16 protein-coding genes are annotated in these 17,207 nt (G+C 44.4%); 7 read left to right on the forward strand and 9 right to left on the reverse strand.

Annotated elements, in window-relative coordinates:
- The first annotated feature begins 76 nt into the window (after window positions 1–76).
- Window positions 77–391 (forward strand): cupin domain-containing protein, encoded by a 315-nt coding sequence (locus ACRRSY_RS07915; protein WP_432453734.1) that lies wholly within the window; start codon window positions 77–79, stop codon window positions 389–391.
- A 640-nt stretch (window positions 392–1,031) separates the two neighbouring features.
- Here ACRRSY_RS07915 and ACRRSY_RS07920 read toward each other — a convergent pair.
- Window positions 1,032–2,423: an SPFH domain-containing protein gene (locus ACRRSY_RS07920; protein ID WP_432453733.1), complete on the reverse strand. Its 1,392-nt coding sequence runs from the start codon at window positions 2,421–2,423 to the stop codon at window positions 1,032–1,034.
- Between the two features lie 153 nt (window positions 2,424–2,576).
- The gene (locus ACRRSY_RS07925; protein ID WP_432462908.1) at window positions 2,577–4,043 is read right to left on the reverse strand and encodes an aminoacyl-histidine dipeptidase; all 1,467 of its coding nucleotides are present in this window, start codon (window positions 4,041–4,043) and stop codon (window positions 2,577–2,579) included.
- Between the two features lie 385 nt (window positions 4,044–4,428).
- Here ACRRSY_RS07925 and ACRRSY_RS07930 point away from each other — a divergent pair, with 385 nt between their 5' ends.
- From ACRRSY_RS07930 to ACRRSY_RS07955, 6 genes are all read left to right on the forward strand, one after another.
- The gene (locus ACRRSY_RS07930) at window positions 4,429–5,718 is read left to right on the forward strand and encodes an NCS2 family permease (protein ID WP_432453731.1); all 1,290 of its coding nucleotides are present in this window, start codon (window positions 4,429–4,431) and stop codon (window positions 5,716–5,718) included.
- Window positions 5,719–5,810: 92 nt separating this feature from the next.
- On the forward strand, window positions 5,811–7,040 hold the full coding sequence (locus ACRRSY_RS07935) for an alpha/beta hydrolase (protein WP_432453730.1): 1,230 nt from the start codon (window positions 5,811–5,813) through the stop codon (window positions 7,038–7,040).
- 70 nt (window positions 7,041–7,110) lie between these two features.
- Window positions 7,111–7,506 carry a sigma factor-binding protein Crl gene (gene crl / locus ACRRSY_RS07940; protein ID WP_432453729.1) on the forward strand — a complete coding sequence of 132 codons (396 nt, stop codon included), beginning with the start codon at window positions 7,111–7,113 and terminating at the stop codon, window positions 7,504–7,506.
- A 103-nt stretch (window positions 7,507–7,609) separates the two neighbouring features.
- Complete coding sequence (gene proB, locus ACRRSY_RS07945) at window positions 7,610–8,719, forward strand: glutamate 5-kinase (protein ID WP_432453728.1); 1,110 nt, start codon at window positions 7,610–7,612, stop codon at window positions 8,717–8,719.
- 9 nt (window positions 8,720–8,728) lie between these two features.
- Window positions 8,729–9,982 carry a glutamate-5-semialdehyde dehydrogenase gene (locus tag ACRRSY_RS07950; RefSeq protein ID WP_432453727.1) on the forward strand — a complete coding sequence of 418 codons (1,254 nt, stop codon included), beginning with the start codon at window positions 8,729–8,731 and terminating at the stop codon, window positions 9,980–9,982.
- Window positions 9,983–10,036: 54 nt separating this feature from the next.
- Window positions 10,037–10,567 (forward strand): SixA phosphatase family protein, encoded by a 531-nt coding sequence (locus tag ACRRSY_RS07955; protein ID WP_432453726.1) that lies wholly within the window; start codon window positions 10,037–10,039, stop codon window positions 10,565–10,567.
- Window positions 10,568–10,687: 120 nt separating this feature from the next.
- Here the strand turns inward: ACRRSY_RS07955 and ACRRSY_RS07960 are convergent, their stop codons facing one another.
- The 7 genes from ACRRSY_RS07960 to ACRRSY_RS07990 form a co-directional block, all read right to left on the reverse strand.
- Window positions 10,688–11,254 carry a discoidin domain-containing protein gene (locus ACRRSY_RS07960; protein ID WP_432462909.1) on the reverse strand — a complete coding sequence of 189 codons (567 nt, stop codon included), beginning with the start codon at window positions 11,252–11,254 and terminating at the stop codon, window positions 10,688–10,690.
- A 222-nt stretch (window positions 11,255–11,476) separates the two neighbouring features.
- A complete protein-coding gene (locus tag ACRRSY_RS07965) occupies window positions 11,477–11,947 on the reverse strand; it encodes a discoidin domain-containing protein (RefSeq protein ID WP_432453724.1) in 471 nt (156 codons plus the stop codon).
- A 19-nt stretch (window positions 11,948–11,966) separates the two neighbouring features.
- Window positions 11,967–13,667: a hypothetical protein gene (locus ACRRSY_RS07970; protein WP_432459051.1), complete on the reverse strand. Its 1,701-nt coding sequence runs from the start codon at window positions 13,665–13,667 to the stop codon at window positions 11,967–11,969.
- 330 nt (window positions 13,668–13,997) lie between these two features.
- The gene (gene lipA, locus ACRRSY_RS07975) at window positions 13,998–14,966 is read right to left on the reverse strand and encodes a lipoyl synthase (protein ID WP_432453722.1); all 969 of its coding nucleotides are present in this window, start codon (window positions 14,964–14,966) and stop codon (window positions 13,998–14,000) included.
- On the reverse strand, window positions 14,963–15,619 hold the full coding sequence (lipB, locus tag ACRRSY_RS07980; protein ID WP_432453721.1) for a lipoyl(octanoyl) transferase LipB: 657 nt from the start codon (window positions 15,617–15,619) through the stop codon (window positions 14,963–14,965). Before lipB ends, lipA begins: the two co-directional genes overlap by 4 nt.
- Entirely contained in the window at window positions 15,620–15,883 is a 264-nt protein-coding gene (gene ybeD, locus ACRRSY_RS07985) for a DUF493 family protein YbeD (protein ID WP_432453720.1), read from the reverse strand.
- Between the two features lie 143 nt (window positions 15,884–16,026).
- The gene (locus tag ACRRSY_RS07990) at window positions 16,027–17,202 is read right to left on the reverse strand and encodes a serine hydrolase (protein ID WP_432453719.1); all 1,176 of its coding nucleotides are present in this window, start codon (window positions 17,200–17,202) and stop codon (window positions 16,027–16,029) included.
- Window positions 17,203–17,207: the final 5 nt, after the last annotated feature.

Below are 17,207 nucleotides of genomic sequence, written 5' to 3' on the forward strand. Positions count from 1 at the left end.
TTGGTCACCAGCTAAGATTTGGTTAATTTTGCGCTACTGGATTGTTATGATGTTGTTTTGACAGAGGAATCGTTAAATGGCTAATATTTTTTCAGGGATTGCTGAAGATTTTCAGCAAGAGCAGTTTAGTGATTTGCTAGAGCGTCCCAATATACGTATCGAGCGGATCGTTTCTTTTGGTCATCGTTCACCCGAGCAAGGCTGGTACGATCAAGCCGAGCACGAATGGGTGATGGTATTGGAAGGCAGTGCCAGCTTGTTATTTGAAGACGGTCACGAGCAACATTTAAATAAAGGGGATTACTTTAATATCCCCGCCCATGTTAAACATAAAGTCAGTCAAACTGCAGCCGATAGGCCAACCATTTGGCTCGCTGTTTTTTACTCTTAAGCAAACTCGAAGCTTGGGGAGTTTGAAGTTGGCACTTTGATGAGTCGTTTGGCTGCCTTTGCTGTTAAGTTTCATGGTACTAGAGTTGTTTTCAAATACTTAAGGCTTCTGTTTTTTATGCTGGACTCTCTAATACCCATCTAACTCATTCTCTGTTCATTCTTGCTGATCTAAATCAGCGCTACTAGTTACTGCGCGTCATGCCTGATTATCGGTAGATTTATGTTGCGTAATCAGTTGTTCATATAATGAATCAGATTGGTATAAAAATTCAATCACATCGAGTTTAAAGCGAGAAGAGTCAAAATTCTTCACTTGTTTGGTAACTTATCTAACTTAGAAAAAGATTCAATGCAGACATCCTTTAACGGGGATCATCCATTCACCACCAAACTATGGATAAATTTTGAGACATATTAAAAAATTTCAAATTGTAACTAAAACTATGATTGATTTTTATTCGAGGGAGACCCATTTAAATGCAGCGCAATTAAATGGGGCTTAGGCGAACCCTTCAGCTGTGCGGGTTGTTCATTGATTCGAGCTTGGTCTATGAGTTATGTCGGTAACTACATTTTATCGGATCAATTAACAACAAACGCTTGCAAAAGTTATCACTAGAGAGCTATTAGGATAGAACTTATTTGTTGATTTCTCGGTCGTAGCTGAGGCGTTTTGCTGCATCTAAGGTGAGCATTTGCATAAACGCTCGAGTTTCTGAATCGCTGCCTGCTGGTGTTGCCGCACTCCCCGCGCCAAATACGTTGGTGGGTACATTGCGTTTGGCAAAAGCATCGGCCCACAAGCTTTGAATTTTCACTTCAGCTTCGAGTTTTTGAGCAAGCGCGTTATCAGCTTCCAGAATGACCCGTTTTTGGTAGGCTTCTGCTTCCGCTAACGTTCTTTTAGTTTCGGCTTCGATGCGGGCTTTTTCCAGGTCAATTTCTGCGGTTTCTTTGGAAATCTCGGCTTGTGCCTTCATTTTTTCAGCGTTGGTGATCGCAAGTTGTTTGTCGGTTTGTGCTTCTGTGGTTTTTTGGATCTGTTCTACTTTCGCTTTGGCTTGACGCTCTGCCACTTCGCGCTCACCTCGGGCAATTGCGAGTAAGCGCTGCTCTTCTTCCTGCACTCGTTGTTCTCTGGCAATCGCGCGGTCTGCCGAAGCCTTTTGTTTTAATTGCATTCGTTCGATAAATTTGGCGTTAGGACGCATATCTGTGACCAAGGCGGATACGACGGTGACCCCAAAGTCGAGGAAACGTTGCGATTTTCGGCGCGGTTGTCCGTTGCTATCTAGAACTTTATTTACTACAAACACTGTTTTACTGTCATCGCCATATTCTTGCTGATCTTTGCCTAGCGCAGCATTAGCACTGCCGCTGGTGGCTTGTTTAGAATGAATGGTAATTTCTTCGCGCTTCACCAATAAGATCCCACTGCTCATTTGATTTTCAAACTCAGAATTAAATTCGGTTCGTCCGCCAGCATAATATTCTTCTGCGGCCATCAGCGAAGCATTGGCCTGCAAAGTTTCTTTAAACGCCGGGATCAGCGCTGTACGTAGCAGGTTTTCAGGGGATCTAAATTCGTGGGCTAGTTTTAAAAAGGAGTCATGGTCAGAGGGAATTGAAAAGCGCACTGTCGCCTCAGCATGGGCGTCTACTTGGTCAAGAAACATGATGCTCATCGGCGGTAAACTAGCTGAGGAATTATCCGAATCTTTCTCTGCACGGATTGGGTTTGCCGAGGCACCAGTAAGCGCTTGTACCGTCATTGAACGCTTCCAGGAATTATAACGACCAAAGGGATAAAATTTATAACCGACCTCGGTGACAACCGCTTCATTACCGGTGACCGTACGTACATGATAGATATAGCCGGGCTCTGCGTAGAAAAACGAATTACTGAGGGTATAAATTAAAGCCGCCAGTGCAACCAGACCCACAATGAATTTGTAATTAAATTCAAATTTACTGGCTATTTTTTTCACGCTTTTGGCTGCATCGTTATTTTTGACAAGATCGTCAGACATGATGAGTTCCTTCTACTCGGTTTTTGACTTGGATTTTTGCGGGGCGCATGATAACAGAATTAAAATACTAATAATGACTTTTTTATCAATTTAATTGAGGGCTTATAAATTTGATGAGGCAAAGCCAGCATACTTTGCTGGCTTGGAGATGATTTAGGCTTTGGCCGGAATATTTTTTAGGGTGCTGAGCAGTAATTGCCAGTATTTTTCGACCGCTGCAATTTCTACTTTTTCATCGGGGCTATGCGGAAATTTAATGGTGGGGCCAAAGGAGGCCATATCCCACTGAGGGTAGGCCGATTTGAATAAGCCACATTCCAAGCCCGCATGGATAACCATCACTTTCGGGCATTCACCAAATAGCTGTTGGTAGCTATCCTGAATAACGGTTTTGAGCACCGAGTCTGTTTCTGGTTTCCAACCCGGATAAGCACCAGAGAAGCTAAATTTGGCATCAGTTAAGCTAAACAACGAGGCTATGCTGGCTTCCACTTGGAGACGGCTTGAGTCGATGAGCGAGCGAACTAAGATTTTGATCTCGATGTTACCTTGCTGATCGCGTTTTATTACACCTAAGTTCAGAGAGGTTTCGACTACGCCGACGATGTCTTGGCTCATGCTCACCACACCATTGTTACAGGCGTTTAGGCTATCAATTACTTGACTTGATAGGCGCGCGCTAAAGCTTTGTTGTGGCGTGGTTATTTCGGTGAGTTCGATACATAAATTGGTTTCTACTTTGCCAAACTCATCGGCAATGGCTTGACGCTGTTGTGCTACTAAATCGATGAGGGCGGTTTTTTGGCTCGCATCGTAGACCAGCTGACAGCGGGCTTCGCGTGGGATGGCGTTACGCAGACTACCGCCCTGAATATCGCATAAAATCGGTTCTAAGCCTTGTTGTTGCATTGCCGCAAGCACTCGTAACATCAGTTTGTTGGCGTTAGCGCGTCCGCTATCGATATCACAACCGGAGTGTCCTCCCTTTAAACCTTTAATGTTGAGCGCGATGGCGGCTTGTTGGTTGGTGGTTGGCTGATAGTTTGCTGCAAAAGTAATGTTGGTATCACCGCCACCGGCACAGCCCATATATACTTCCCCCTCTTGCTCGGAGTCAGTATTAATGAGCAGCGAACCTTCTAATAGGCCAGCATCAAGGCCAAATGCGCCGGTCATACCCGCTTCTTCATCAATGGTAAATAGAGCTTCAATGGGGCCGTGGGCAATTTTGTCACTGGTTAATATGGCTAAGATCGAGGCGCCACCAATACCATTATCTGCTCCTAATGTGGTGCCTTTGGCGGTGACCCATTCTCCATCGATATAGGGCTGAATCGGATCTTCGGCAAAGTTGTGTTGGGTATCATTGTTCGCTTGGGGAACCATGTCTAGATGGGCTTGTAGGATCACTCCTTGTCTATCTTCCATGCCTGCTGTGGCTGGTTTTTTGATAATGATATTCCCCACGGCATCTTGGAAGTGCTCTAGCTGGTGTTGCTGGGCTAAGCTAAGTATCCAATCAATCATGGCTTGTTCATGTTTAGAGGGGTGGGGAATAGAACAAATTGTTGCGAAGTGCTGCCATAGCGGCTGGGGTGATAGAGAAGACAATGTAGACACAATGTTACCTTAAATCTGTTTTCTTAGAATTAACTCACTTTATCAGCAAGGAAACTTTAATATAAGTCTGCTTATTGGCTTTTGTTTAGAATATATACGTATTGGCTAGAAAAGTTGAATCTGGATGACCGTTAGCATGATAACTCGCTACTAAAAAGGGATAAATCACGCAGATAAACGAAGTATTTCTATTTTATCCAGCTATCTTAACGTTCTAAGTTGAAAAAAATGGTGATTTTTACTGATCTAGCTCAGTTTGGTGAGAACATACAGTAGCTTCTTGCTGGAGCCATGAATATAATGCCCCGCGATTGCCGCTACTAGCACAACGGAGTCCTCTGTATCGGCCCAATAAATACCTGTTGTCCAAGGAACATACATCGAGATGTTAGAGAAACTATTTAAATTAAAGGCGCATGGTACGGATCTGCGCACTGAAGTTATTGCTGGGATTACTACCTTTTTAACAATGGCTTACATTATCTTTGTAAACCCAAGCATGTTAGCGGCCACTGGGATGGATCAAGGAGCGGTATTTGTCGCGACTTGTTTAGCGGCCGCAATTGGTTGCTTTATTATGGGCTTGTATGCCAATTATCCGATTGCTCAAGCGCCGGGAATGGGCTTGAATGCCTTTTTCACCTACGGGGTGGTTCTTGGTATGGGACACACTTGGCAAGTTGCCTTGGGTGCGGTATTTCTCTCGGGTTGTATTTTCACTTGTTTGAGCTTATTTAAAGTTCGTGAATGGATCATTAACTCGATCCCACAAACACTGCGGGTTGGTATTGCCGCGGGTATTGGTTTGTTCCTCGGTTTTATTGCCTTACAAAATGCCGGCATCGTGGTGGATAACTCAGCCACTTTGATCAGTTTAGGTCACCAAAACCCGCATCAGATGATCTTAGCGGCTTTAGGTTTCTTCCTGATTATTGGCTTAGAATACCGCAAGGTTAAAGGTGGTGTACTTATCTCCATTTTGGCGATTACCGCTTTATCTATTGTACTGGGTTATAGCCAGTATCATGGTGTGATGTCGATGCCACCGAATCCAGCACCTACTTTCTTACAACTGGATATTGCGGGCGCCTTCGATATATCGATGCTCAGTGTTATTTTTGCATTTTTGTTTGTGGACTTGTTTGATACAGCTGGAACCCTTACCGCGGTTGCGCAGCGTGGCAACTTATTGGATGAACACGGTCACTTACCTAATTTGAAAAAAGCGTTGTTGGCCGATTCAACGGCCACTGTAACCGGGTCACTATTGGGAACGTCAAGCACCACATCTTACGTTGAAAGTGGAGCGGGTGTTGAAGTTGGCGGACGCACTGGTCTTACTGCTGTGGTTGTGGGGATCTTATTTGTATTGGCATTGCTGTTCTCTCCTCTGGCCGGGATGATTCCTGCCTATGCCACTGCTGGTGCCTTGTTCTATGTTTGTATCTTGATGCTATCGGGTCTCGTCAATGTTGATTGGACTGATTTGACCGAGGCTGCACCCGCTGCAATTGTGGCAATCTTGATGCCCTTGTCCTTCTCGATTGCCGATGGTATAGCGGTTGGTTTTATTTCTTACGCAGTGATTAAATTACTGGCTGGACGCCATAAAGAAGTTCCCCTTAGCGTATGGGTTCTGGCGCTAGTATTCTTGCTAAAGTTTGCATTTTTCTAGTCATTTTGTATTTTTTATAAAAAGCCATCACAACGTGATGGCTTTTTTTTATGTTATATTTTCTTCATTAATCAATATTTAGGCCTGCGAATGTGAAAGAGAATCTCTCTGAAGTGCTGTTTAAACCACGGATCAATGTGCTCGAAACATCGGCAATTTCTAATACTTTGGCGAAGGATTCTACAGCGGAAGGACAACAAGAAGGACGTAACTGGTATCGTTTGTTACGTCGTGAATATTGGGCTTGGTTAGGTTTAGACCCGATTGAAACCGAACGCTTATTTGCCGACATAGCGATAAGTGATAAACCTCGTACCAGTGCATTACTCGATACGGTGGGGGGCTATCAACCAGGAAATTGGAATTTTGAGTGGATGCAACGTGCCGTGCGTCATCAAACGGAAGCCAAGAAAGCCGAGCAAGGTGGTGATAAATCATTAGCTTACCAGCAGTTTTTAAATGCTAGCTATAGCGCGACGATTGCCGCTTATCCACATTTTAAAGGGGATGATCTGGCCACTTCGGCTCAAGCTTTAGCTTACAATAACTTTGCTTCGGCGATGCAACAAAGTGAATATGTTTGCAAGACCATGCAGATTCCCATCGAAGGTAAGAAAGTCGCCTGTTATCTGCATCTGCCCGATACCGATTCGATAAAACCGGTGGTATTAGTTAGTGGTGGACTTGATACCATACAAACTGAGCTCTATCCCATATTTGAACGGTTTTTAGCGCCTGCTGGTATTGCGATGTTAAGTATAGATTTACCCGGCGCTGGTTTCTGTTCACCGTGGCGCTTACAGCAAGATAGTAGCCGAATTCATCTGGCTGTATTGGACTACTTGCCAGAAATTCCTTGGGTGGATCAAGATAGAGTGGGGATCTTGGGTTATCGTTTTGCTGGAAATGTTGCGGCGCGTTTGGCTTTTCTTGCTAGTAACCGCCTAAGAGCTGTGGTCACGATTGGTGCGCCAGTCGACCGACTATTTACCGATGTCACCCGTTTTCAGTCGATGCCGCAAATGTATCGAGATTGTTTAGCGAACCGCAGTGGTGGTAACTCGGCGAATCGCGATAACTTATTCTATCGTTGTCTGCCTTTGTCACTGAAGACCCAGGGAATTTTAGGTGGCGCTAGAACCAAACTGCCGATGTATATTGTTGGACGAGAGAACGACCCAATCTCACCGCAAGCAGATATTACGCTGCTCGGTGCTGCCTCTCAAAGCAGTCAGGTTAGTATGATGAAAGAGCATGATTACTTACAAAATTACAATCAAATCTTTACGGAGGTCACGCAATGGTTACAAAAGCATTTGTGACTTCATTATGTTGTGGTCATTATGGTAAGGTAATAATTTAGACAATAATCACTATGGAGAGATTAAGCGCATGGAAGTGACTTGGCCAAGCCATGGAAAGTTAAGCTCAACATTTACGGCTATGGGTCCTTATTATCGGAAGGAACATAGCGTAAAGGAACAGTATTTTTTTGATTGCCTAGCCTCATGTGTTAGCGCTAAGCCAGCAGCTGAAGAACGAGAGTTTTTTGGTTGGTGGCTGGAGTTGCGGCTGGTTGATAGTGGCTTTGAATATCATTATTGGTATGGTCTCTACGACAAACAAGGTGAATGGCAAGAAATGTCGATCCCGCAAAAAAATCTGCAAGAGGTGCAACAGTCTTTAGACGTTTTCTACCAAAAATTAGTCACCCAACTGGACAAATTTAGTATCACCCTGAGTGCTGCTCCTTCCTTATCCCCGAACTTGACTCTCCCGGCAGCTTAAACGAGAAAGTTATATAAAATTGGCGCACAGAGTCTGTGCGTCAGGTTTTTATCAGGTAGAATACAAGCTTTGCGTTTTACCCGAGTTGGGATCATTAATTACCATGTCGAAGCAAACTATTGTTGTTAAGTTGGGGACCAGTGTGCTTACTGGTGGCACTGCTAAACTCGATCGAGCCCATATGATAGAGCTGGTTCGTCAGTTTTCCCTGTTACGCAAGGCTGGTCATCAGCTTATCGTTGTCACCTCCGGTGCGATAGCCGCAGGACGCGAGCATCTATCGTTGACCCATTCTAATATCGCACCAACTATCGCCAATAAACAAATGTTAGCGGCAGTTGGTCAGACCCGTCTGATTCAAGTGTGGGAAAGTTTATTCAGTATTTACGGCCTGCATGTAGGACAAATGTTGCTAACACGTGCCGATTTAGAAGATCGGGAGCGCTTTCTCAATGCGAAGGATATGCTGAAGGCTTTATTAGCGCATGGTATTGTGCCCATTATTAATGAAAATGATGCGGTTGCCACAGCCGAAATCAAGGTCGGTGATAACGATAACCTCTCGGCCTTGGCGGCAATCCTCGGCGAAGCCAATAAATTGCTGCTGTTGACGGATCAACCCGGTTTATTTACTGCAGACCCTCGTAATAATCCTCAGGCAAAATTGATCGAAGAAGTCCACGAAATTGATGCTTCAATTCGCGCCCTCGCTGGCGATAGCATCAGTGGTTTGGGCACTGGTGGTATGACGACTAAGTTACAAGCGGCGGAAATTGCTGGTCGTGCAGGCATTGAAGTGGTGATTGCTGCCGGGCATAGTGAAAATGTGATCACCCGGATGAGTAAAGGGGAGAGTGTTGGCACCCGATTCTTGGCAATATCAACGCCCCTGGAGCATCGCAAACAGTGGATCTTGGCTGGACCGCCGCCCCATGGTGAGTTAGTGCTCGATGGAGGGGCATGTAAAGCCGTTGTCGAGCGAGGATCTAGTCTATTACCTAAAGGCATTATAATCGTTAAAGGCGAGTTTAACCGGGGCGATGTGATAAGTTTGGTGAATACAGACGGTTTAGAGATCGCGCGTGGTATCTGTCGTTATCAGGCAAAAGATATGCAACAAATAAAAGGCTTACATTCAGAGCAAATCGATAAGACTCTGGGTTATGGTTATGGGTCGGTGGCGGTTCACCGTGACGACCTAGTACTGAAATAGGATGAATAAATGAGTTTACAGCAATTAGGCCAGCGAGCTAAACAAGCGAGCTTTGAACTGGCGACATTAACGACTCGTCAAAAAAATCAGGCACTGGCTGCTATTGCCAGCCAACTCGAAGCGCAGCAAGCCAGCATTTTAGCCGCCAACAATGTAGACCTAGAGGCCGCTCGTCAAGCAGGCTTGTCTGAGGCTCTACTGGATCGCTTAATGTTAAATAGCGAACGGTTAGCTGGGATCGCCAATGATGTTCGAAATGTGATTTCTTTAAATGATCCGGTGGGTAGCGAGATGGACTGCCGGGTTCTAGAAAATGGTTTACGTTTATCTCGTCGCCGGGTGCCACTGGGTGTGGTAGGGGTGATTTATGAAGCTCGGCCTAATGTGACCATCGATATTGCCGCCTTATGTTTAAAAACGGGGAACGCCAGTATTTTACGCGGTGGTAAAGAAACTTTTCACTCGAATATGGCCTTGGTTGCAGTGATCCAATCGGCCTTGCAACAAAGTGGCTTACCTGCTGCTGCGGTACAATATATTGAACAGCCAGACCGTGAATTAGTCGCCGAATTACTTCGTTTAGATGAATATGTTGACATGATTATTCCGCGAGGTGGCGCAGGGCTTCATAAAATGTGCCAAGAGAATAGTACGATCCCAGTGATTATTGGTGGTTTTGGCATTAGTCATATTTACGTGGATAACAGCGTAGACTTGGCTGCGGCGATCAAGGTGATTGAAAACGCCAAAGTACAGCGCCCATCAGCATGTAATGCTTTAGATTCCTTATTGGTGGATCAGAATATTGCTGCGGAGTTATTGCCGCAATTAGCCGAGTGTATGAACCAATCTTCGGTGAAATTAGTGGCCACCGACAATGCCATGAGCGGATTGGCTGCAGCCAAGGATTTACAGTTAGCTAAGGCGGGTGATTTTGACACCGAATGGCTGAGTTATACCTTGGGCGTGAAGGTGGTCGCCAATGTGGATGAAGCTATCGCCCATATGCGAAAGCACAACGCGAGTCATTCAGATGCTATTTTATCGAATAATCTGCAGTCGGTAGAACGGTTTGTGAATGCTGCGGGTTCGGCGGCGGTGTATGTGAATGCTTCGACGCGATTCACCGATGGTGCTCAGTTTGGTTTAGGTGCTGAAGTTGCGGTATCCACCCAGAAACTACATGCCCGTGGTCCGATGGGCTTGGAAGAACTGACCAGCTACAAGTGGGTCGGGATTGGCGATATGTTGGTCCGGCCTTAAATATGAGCAATTGAAGCTAGTCTGAGGGCTAGCTTATTTATCCAAGGGAAGTTCATGGCGCGTCACTTATGGTTAATTCGTCATGCCAAATCGAGTTGGCAACAGCCTTGGATAAACGATCGGGAACGTCCCTTGAGTGCTCGAGGAAGAGCCGCTGCGGCATTGATGGCATGTGACTATGCGTTGCCATTTGCTCGACTTGAATTGCTGCAATGCTCACCAGCGATCCGCGCTCAACAAAGCTGTGAATATTGGTTAACCCAACGTCAGTTGCACTGTGACCGGTATATCGAAATCGACCTGCATGTCACAATTGAGGCAAGTTTATATACCAGTCGCTGGGCGGATCTACTGTTACATATTCAAGCTTTCGCCGATCGTTACCATCATGTTGCGCTGATTGGGCATAATCCGGCTTTGGAACAGTTGCTGGAATACCTAACGGCGCAACAGCTGCCTAAATTTCCGACGGCGAGTCTTGCTATCCTAGAGTGTAATGTCAGTGCTTGGTCCGAATTGACAGAAGGTAGTGCTAACCTGGTGCTGTTTGATACCCCCAAACGTCGGCTCGCGGCAAAGCCTTGAGCCCTTATACCAACGAATTGATTTGTATTTATAGGCGATGAGCTAAGAGGTTTGAAACAAGCGTGCAATGAGCACAGGGATAAACAGGGCCTGACTTATCCCTAGATGTGATCAATTCGCTTATTTCTCAAATAGAGCTGCAACCTTGTAGTCCGAATGGAAGCTAATTTCACTAAAGGCCGTCCAAGTTCTGGCTACGTTTGTTCCAAAGCCTATAATTCGAGCATATTTGGCAGTAATGGGCGTAAAATTATAACGTTCAAAATCTTTGACCTTACCACTGGTCCAGGTTTTAAAGATACGTCGCCATTTTTTACCATCCATGGAGGTTTCCAAAGCAAATTTTTGTTTACGTTCATTCCCCTTATAAACCATAACATCTACCGAGTTTATCTCCTGAGGAACGTTGAATTCAAAATCTATCCATGATTCGCCTTTGTTTGCCCAGCGGGTTTTGTTGTTTCCGTCGATAACATTAGTTGCGATATTATTTTGGTCATGACTATTCGCAGTCACCTTCACCACATAGTAATTTGCAAGGCTTGAACCAGAGAATGCCAGCAAGGCGCCTAGAACCATCACATTGACTATTTTCTTCATTCCTTTATTCCAAATAATAAGTACATTTTTCAAGGCCGGGTACGATTTTTGTTCAAGTTGACTCGATAAAGGGTCAACATTAAACAATGTACTCTCCTGCGCTGTATTACCTTGCAAATATTTGTTTAGGCTGGTTTGATTAAGCCTATTTTTATTATGATTTGTTTATCAAAGGAGCGACAAGGCGCTCAAGTGAGGCCGATGTTTGGCTTCATTCTTTATGATACTGGTCTCAGTGTTGCGTATGAAAGCTGCTGAAGCCTGCGCCAAGTTAAGATTTGGCGCAGGCCTTACGGTTAAGCGTTTAGACTATTTTGTAAACTCAACAGCAGCTGAATCATCGGATTGGAAACGGATATCATAAAAGGCGGTCCAGCTCTGGGATACATCGGTACCAAAACCATTGATCCGTGCAAATTTAGCCGTCACTGGTGCGAAATTATAGCGTTCGTAATCTCGGGTGGTTCCGCTACTTACCGCTTCAAAAACTTTCTGCCAGTTTTGACCATCGCTTGATACTTCTAAGTTAAAACTGGCTTTTCGTTCATCTCCTTTGAAGACTGATAGGTCTAGCTTTGAGAGTTTTTGCTCACCTGCGAATTCAAATTGGATCCACGATTCGCCTTTATTTGCCCAGCGAGTTTTTTTGCTGGAATCAAGTACGTTTTTCGCAACGTGGGCTTTATCGTGGCTATTGGCCTTCACATCGACAATTTCTAGATTAGCAAAGGCTGAGCTTGAGCATAGTAGGGCACTAATTAGTAAAAATGTTTTTTTCATTTCGATCTCCATATGTTAGTTATATTTTTTTATTGTAAATCTCACGTTTATCGTAAGTGCTAGATTTTCCTAAATATTCTCCGTGAATATAACCACCCTCAGAAATAAACTCTGGGATTTGCTGCGGTTGTCCTTTTAAAGTTGCATCTAAGGCCACTAACGCTAGCGGCTCTAGTGCATCAATTCTGGCATTAAGCAAAGCGTGATGATTTAGGAAGTATCCACGAATAAAGCGATGTTTAAGAATGTTGTTGCCAATTGCTCGCGCCAATTCGAGATATTGCTGGTCAGAGGATATCTTGTACATTTCGAGGGCACTGAAAATACCGCTAGGATCTTGATTATTAAGGTTTAAGTTTAATTGGCTCGGTTTTGTTTTTGGTTCGCCAATATCTCCCCATCCAAGATGTTTTGTCATGTTGCGTGCTAGGGCCCATAACGCTTGGTCGCCAGATAAACGATAAGCCTTTAATAAGGGAAATAAATACTTTTCACTGTCGATGACTTGAGCTTGAAATATGCGGCCTTTTTTTCCGTAGTAACCGTCGCGTACTAATGGGATCCCCATGATATCAGTACCATCATTGAATACCGCTTTAAATTGGCCTCTTTCGGCATCGTAAGCCACTCGATAAAAACCTTTTAGGTCTTTCACCGCCCAGCTTAAGATTTCGCTGTCTTGATGTATTTCGGCAATGTAAAGCTTGACCAAGGCACTGCTGATGGCTATCGAATTAGCATTGCCTTTGAACAGGACATTGCCTTCTTTGGCTATCGCACCATATTCTGGACCAAATTGGCGTTGGGCACGGTCACCATATTTAGAATTGGTGTCATTATCGGATGGGGGAGATGATTCTCGTTGGCGCGGTGATGTAAATTGATAAACAGGGGCTCCAGTTTTTGGGTTACTGGCGAGTTCATATTGTTTTAGTAAAAATTTAGCCCAGTGATTGGCACCTTCAGCAATCTTCGGTTCGGCTAACTCTGTCAGTTTATAGGCCGCGTAGATAAGGTCTGAGCCGGCATTGATAAAGCTTAGACCTTTACTGAGAGGTAACTCGGGCAGTTTTGATGGTTCGACAATATCATCGGATAGCTTGCGTTGAAAAACTTTATCATTATAAGATTTTGAATATCGACCATGACGCCCCATATCCATCCTCTTCCAATTATCTAGGTGAGCGTTCCAAAAAGCTTTTATATATTTCTCAGTTGCCTTCGCATCCACTTGATGCAGAAAACTATAATAAGGAAAGTGATTTTTTAATTCATGAACTTGGTTTTTATTCTGAGGGCCTTCTAATTCCAAGCTATCCAGATTAATAAAACGATGACCTCCCCAAAAGAATAATCCATTTTCATGACTATAATTTTCTAGAAAATATCGCGCAGTTTTTTCTGCGGCTTGGTGGTACTTATCATCGCCAGTCACTACGCTGAGACCATTTAAAGTTCGCATGAAGTTTTGTTGGCTCGCAAAGTTTGAAATAGTCACACGGTGTTTATCTGGGTAGATCCATTCGACTGGTTTTCGAGTGATGGTGTTCACGCCATCGGCGAGCAGTGGACTGCGATTTGAATGACTTCTTGCTTCGGTTAATACGTTATTCACATAGCTCTTCACCGCCTCTAAACGGCGTGCATCTTGATTGTTATATTGAGTACCAGCTTGCGCAATAAGAGGTAGTAAAAGCGATAAAACGGTGAGCGTTCGCATATTCGCGGTTTAATTACCAAGTCATGAGTTGTTCCTAGATTAATAACGCATTCAATTTTTTGTCAATTTATTTAAATTAATTGAACCGTTATTTCAACCATTGATCACAATCGTGTTAGTGAATGAAATATATCGATTATCTATTTGATGGTTTTGTCGGTTTAAACTGCCCTTGAATGAACGGGATTTACCAAGCTAAGATTACCGAGCATTTTGGGGAAGGGGTCGGAGCTTGCGGTTAAATGTGGCAGCGCGAGCTAGGGTAGATATTTGAGGTTGCAAGCATGTGGGATCCGGAGAGTATGACTCTCCGGGGGAATCTAGTGGTGACTATTTAACTTCGATGCCTTTCGCTTGTAGGTCAGCATGGTAGCTAGAACGTACCAGAGGACCACAGGCCGCATGAGTAAAGCCCATCGCTTCAGCTTGTTTGCGAAGCTCGTCAAACTCTTCTGGTGGCACATAGCGGGCTACGGGCAAGTGATGTCGACTTGGTTGCAAGTATTGTCCCAGTGTGAGCATGGTGACGCCATGGTCACGTAAATCTTGCATTACTTGCAGAATTTCTTCATTGGTTTCACCCAAACCCATCATTAACCCGGATTTGGTGGGGATATTCGGATGAAGCTCTTTAAAGCGTTTTAGCAAGGTTAATGACCACTGATAATCTGAGCCAGGGCGAACCTGTTTATATAGGCCTGGCGCCGTTTCTAGATTGTGGTTAAACACATCCGGGGGATTGCCATCTAAAATTTCTAGAGCCTTATCCATACGGCCTTTAAAATCAGGGACTAGAGTTTCAATCTGAATCTTTGGACTACGGCTGCGAATTTCTTTCACACATTCGGCAAAGTGGCCCGCGCCGCCATCCCGTAAGTCGTCGCGATCAACTGAAGTAATCACTACATAGCGAAGTTTCATATCGGCGATGGTCGCAGCTAATTTTACTGGTTCTTCTTGATCTAAAGCCAGTGGTTTTCCATGACCAACATCGCAGAAGGGACAGCGACGAGTACAGATGTCACCCATGATCATGAACGTAGCCGTGCCATGGTTAAAGCATTCGGCTAGGTTAGGACAGGAAGCCTCTTCACATACCGAGTGCAAGTCATGCTTGCGCATTGCACTTTTAATTTCATTGATTCGGGTACTATCTGAAGGCAATTTAATACGCATCCAGTCCGGCTTGCGTAACATGGTTTCCTTCTCTGAAGGGATCACTTTTACCGGAATAAATGCCATTTTGTCGGCATCACGAAGTTTTACTCCGGCTTCCAATCGCACTTTTTTTGCACTCATAATGGGAGCTGTCCTCGTTGATATTCTATTTGGCTATAGCCAAGTTGTTGTGCCAAAATCTCGGTGATTTTCTCAGCCACTTGCTCGACACTGGCTGAGTGTTGAAAATCGGCAATCTGGGTCATCTCCAATCCAGCGTAACCGCAGGGGTTAATCAGTAAAAATGGACTTAAATCCATATTTACATTCAGCGCTAGGCCATGAAATGAACAACCTCGACGGATCCGCAGACCCAAAGACGCGATTTTTTTCTGTTGAACATAGACCCCAGGGGCCTCTTTCTTGGCATAAGCTTCGATTTGATAACTAGCCAAGGTTTCGATGATACTTTGTTCTATCGCGGTAACTAATTGGCGTACACCAAGTTTACGACGACGAATATTCAGCAAGGGGTAAGCAACTAATTGACCCGGCCCATGGTAGGTCACTTGTCCACCGCGATCCGCTTGAATGACTGGAATGTCACTCTTTGCTAAAAGGTGTTCGGGTTTTCCGGTTTGGCCTTGAGTAAACACTGGCTCATGCTCTACCAGCCACAGCTGATCAAGCGAGTCTTCAGTACGTTGCTCGGTGAAATCTTTCATGGCTTGGAAAACCGTTTGGTAATCCTGCTGGCCTAAATGGCGAACCTGTAATATTTGCTGATTGGACATTTATAATACGTGTCGAACGTCTTCTATGGCACCAATTTCGGTGTAAAGGCTTTCAATATGAAACTTACTCGTGACTTTTACCACTAAGGTAATGGATTTGTAGTTTCCCTTGCTACTTGGACGAGTTCGCGGGCTATAGTCACCAGGCGCTAAGTTCTGAATCACACTAAGCACTTCATCTTCTAATGTGTGGCTATTCACTCCCATGATTTTAAAGGTAAAATCGCAGGGAAAATCAAGATATTCATCAAATTTGGTTTGCATAACTGACCTAAGGATACCGTTCTAGATGCTTTCAAGAAGCGAACTTAAAATAAAAACGCGTTATTCTAACGCGTTTTTGTGATGTTTGCCTAAAATTTCCGTATCGCTTTATCTTCTATCAAGCTAGTCCTTCGCTTGTATGATTAAAATAGTGAAGCAAAAAATAGTTTGATGTAGTCAACTAGGCGTTTAAACAGACCGCCCTGTTCTACGTCTTGCAATACCACTAAGGGGTATTCGGCGACATCTTTACCATCGACTTGGAAAAATACAGACCCAACTTTTTGCCCTTTTGTTAAGGGTGCTTTGAGTTCTTCTTTTAGTTCAAAACTTGCTTGTAGTTTACTCGCCTGACCCCGTGGTAGCGTTAATGCTATATTTTGGTCAACCCCCAAAGAAACACTGTCTTGGTCTGCCATCCATACGGTTTGTTCTACAAAACTATCACCCGCTTGGTAAGGTTTGACCGTTTCGAAGAAGCGGAATCCCCAATTGAGTAACTTTTTACTTTCGGCGGCTCTGGCTTTTGCTGAATTAGTTCCCATTACAACCGAGACTAAGCGCATGCCGTTATTGGTCGCTGAAGAGACTAAGCTATAGCCTGCGTGCGAAGTATGGCCAGTTTTCATACCATCAACGTTAATACTCTTGTCCCAGAGGAGGGTATTGCGGTTATGTTGGGTAATGCCGTTGTAGGTAAAAGATTTTTCTTTATAAATTGCATACTCATCCGGCGTATCACGGATTACCGCGCTGGCAAGGATCGCAATATCTTTTGCGGTAGAGTATTGCTCGGTGTTATCTAGGCCATGGCTGTTGACGTAGTGAGTATTTACCATGCCTAGGTGAGCGGCCCAAGAATTCATCAGGCTGGCGAAAGAGTCTTCACTACCTGCAATATGCTCGGCCATTGCCACACAAGCATCGTTTCCAGATTGGATAATAATGCCTTTATTGAGGTCTGAGACTTTAACTTGTTTGCCGACTTCAATAAACATTTTGGAAGAGTCGGGGAAGTTTTTTGACCAAGCTTTTTCGCTGATGGTTACCATGCCATCCGGATCGAGTTTTCCAGATTTTATTTCTTTACCAATAATGTAACTGGTCATTATTTTCGTGAGGCTCGCTGGGGCGAGGCTTTTTTCCTCATTTTCGGCAGCGAGTACAGTGCCTGAGTCAAAGTCGACTAAATAATAAGCTTTTGCCGCAATGATAGGGGCATTTGGAATGACTTGTGGCGCAGCATCGGCAAGGCTCACATTGCTGACAATCAGAAGCGCGGAAGCGCAGCTAACACGCTGAAATACATTTTTAATCATGTTGG

It is taken from the genome of Agarivorans sp. QJM3NY_33 (genome assembly GCF_050870865.2).
Taxonomy (GTDB): Bacteria; Pseudomonadota; Gammaproteobacteria; order Enterobacterales; family Celerinatantimonadaceae; genus Agarivorans.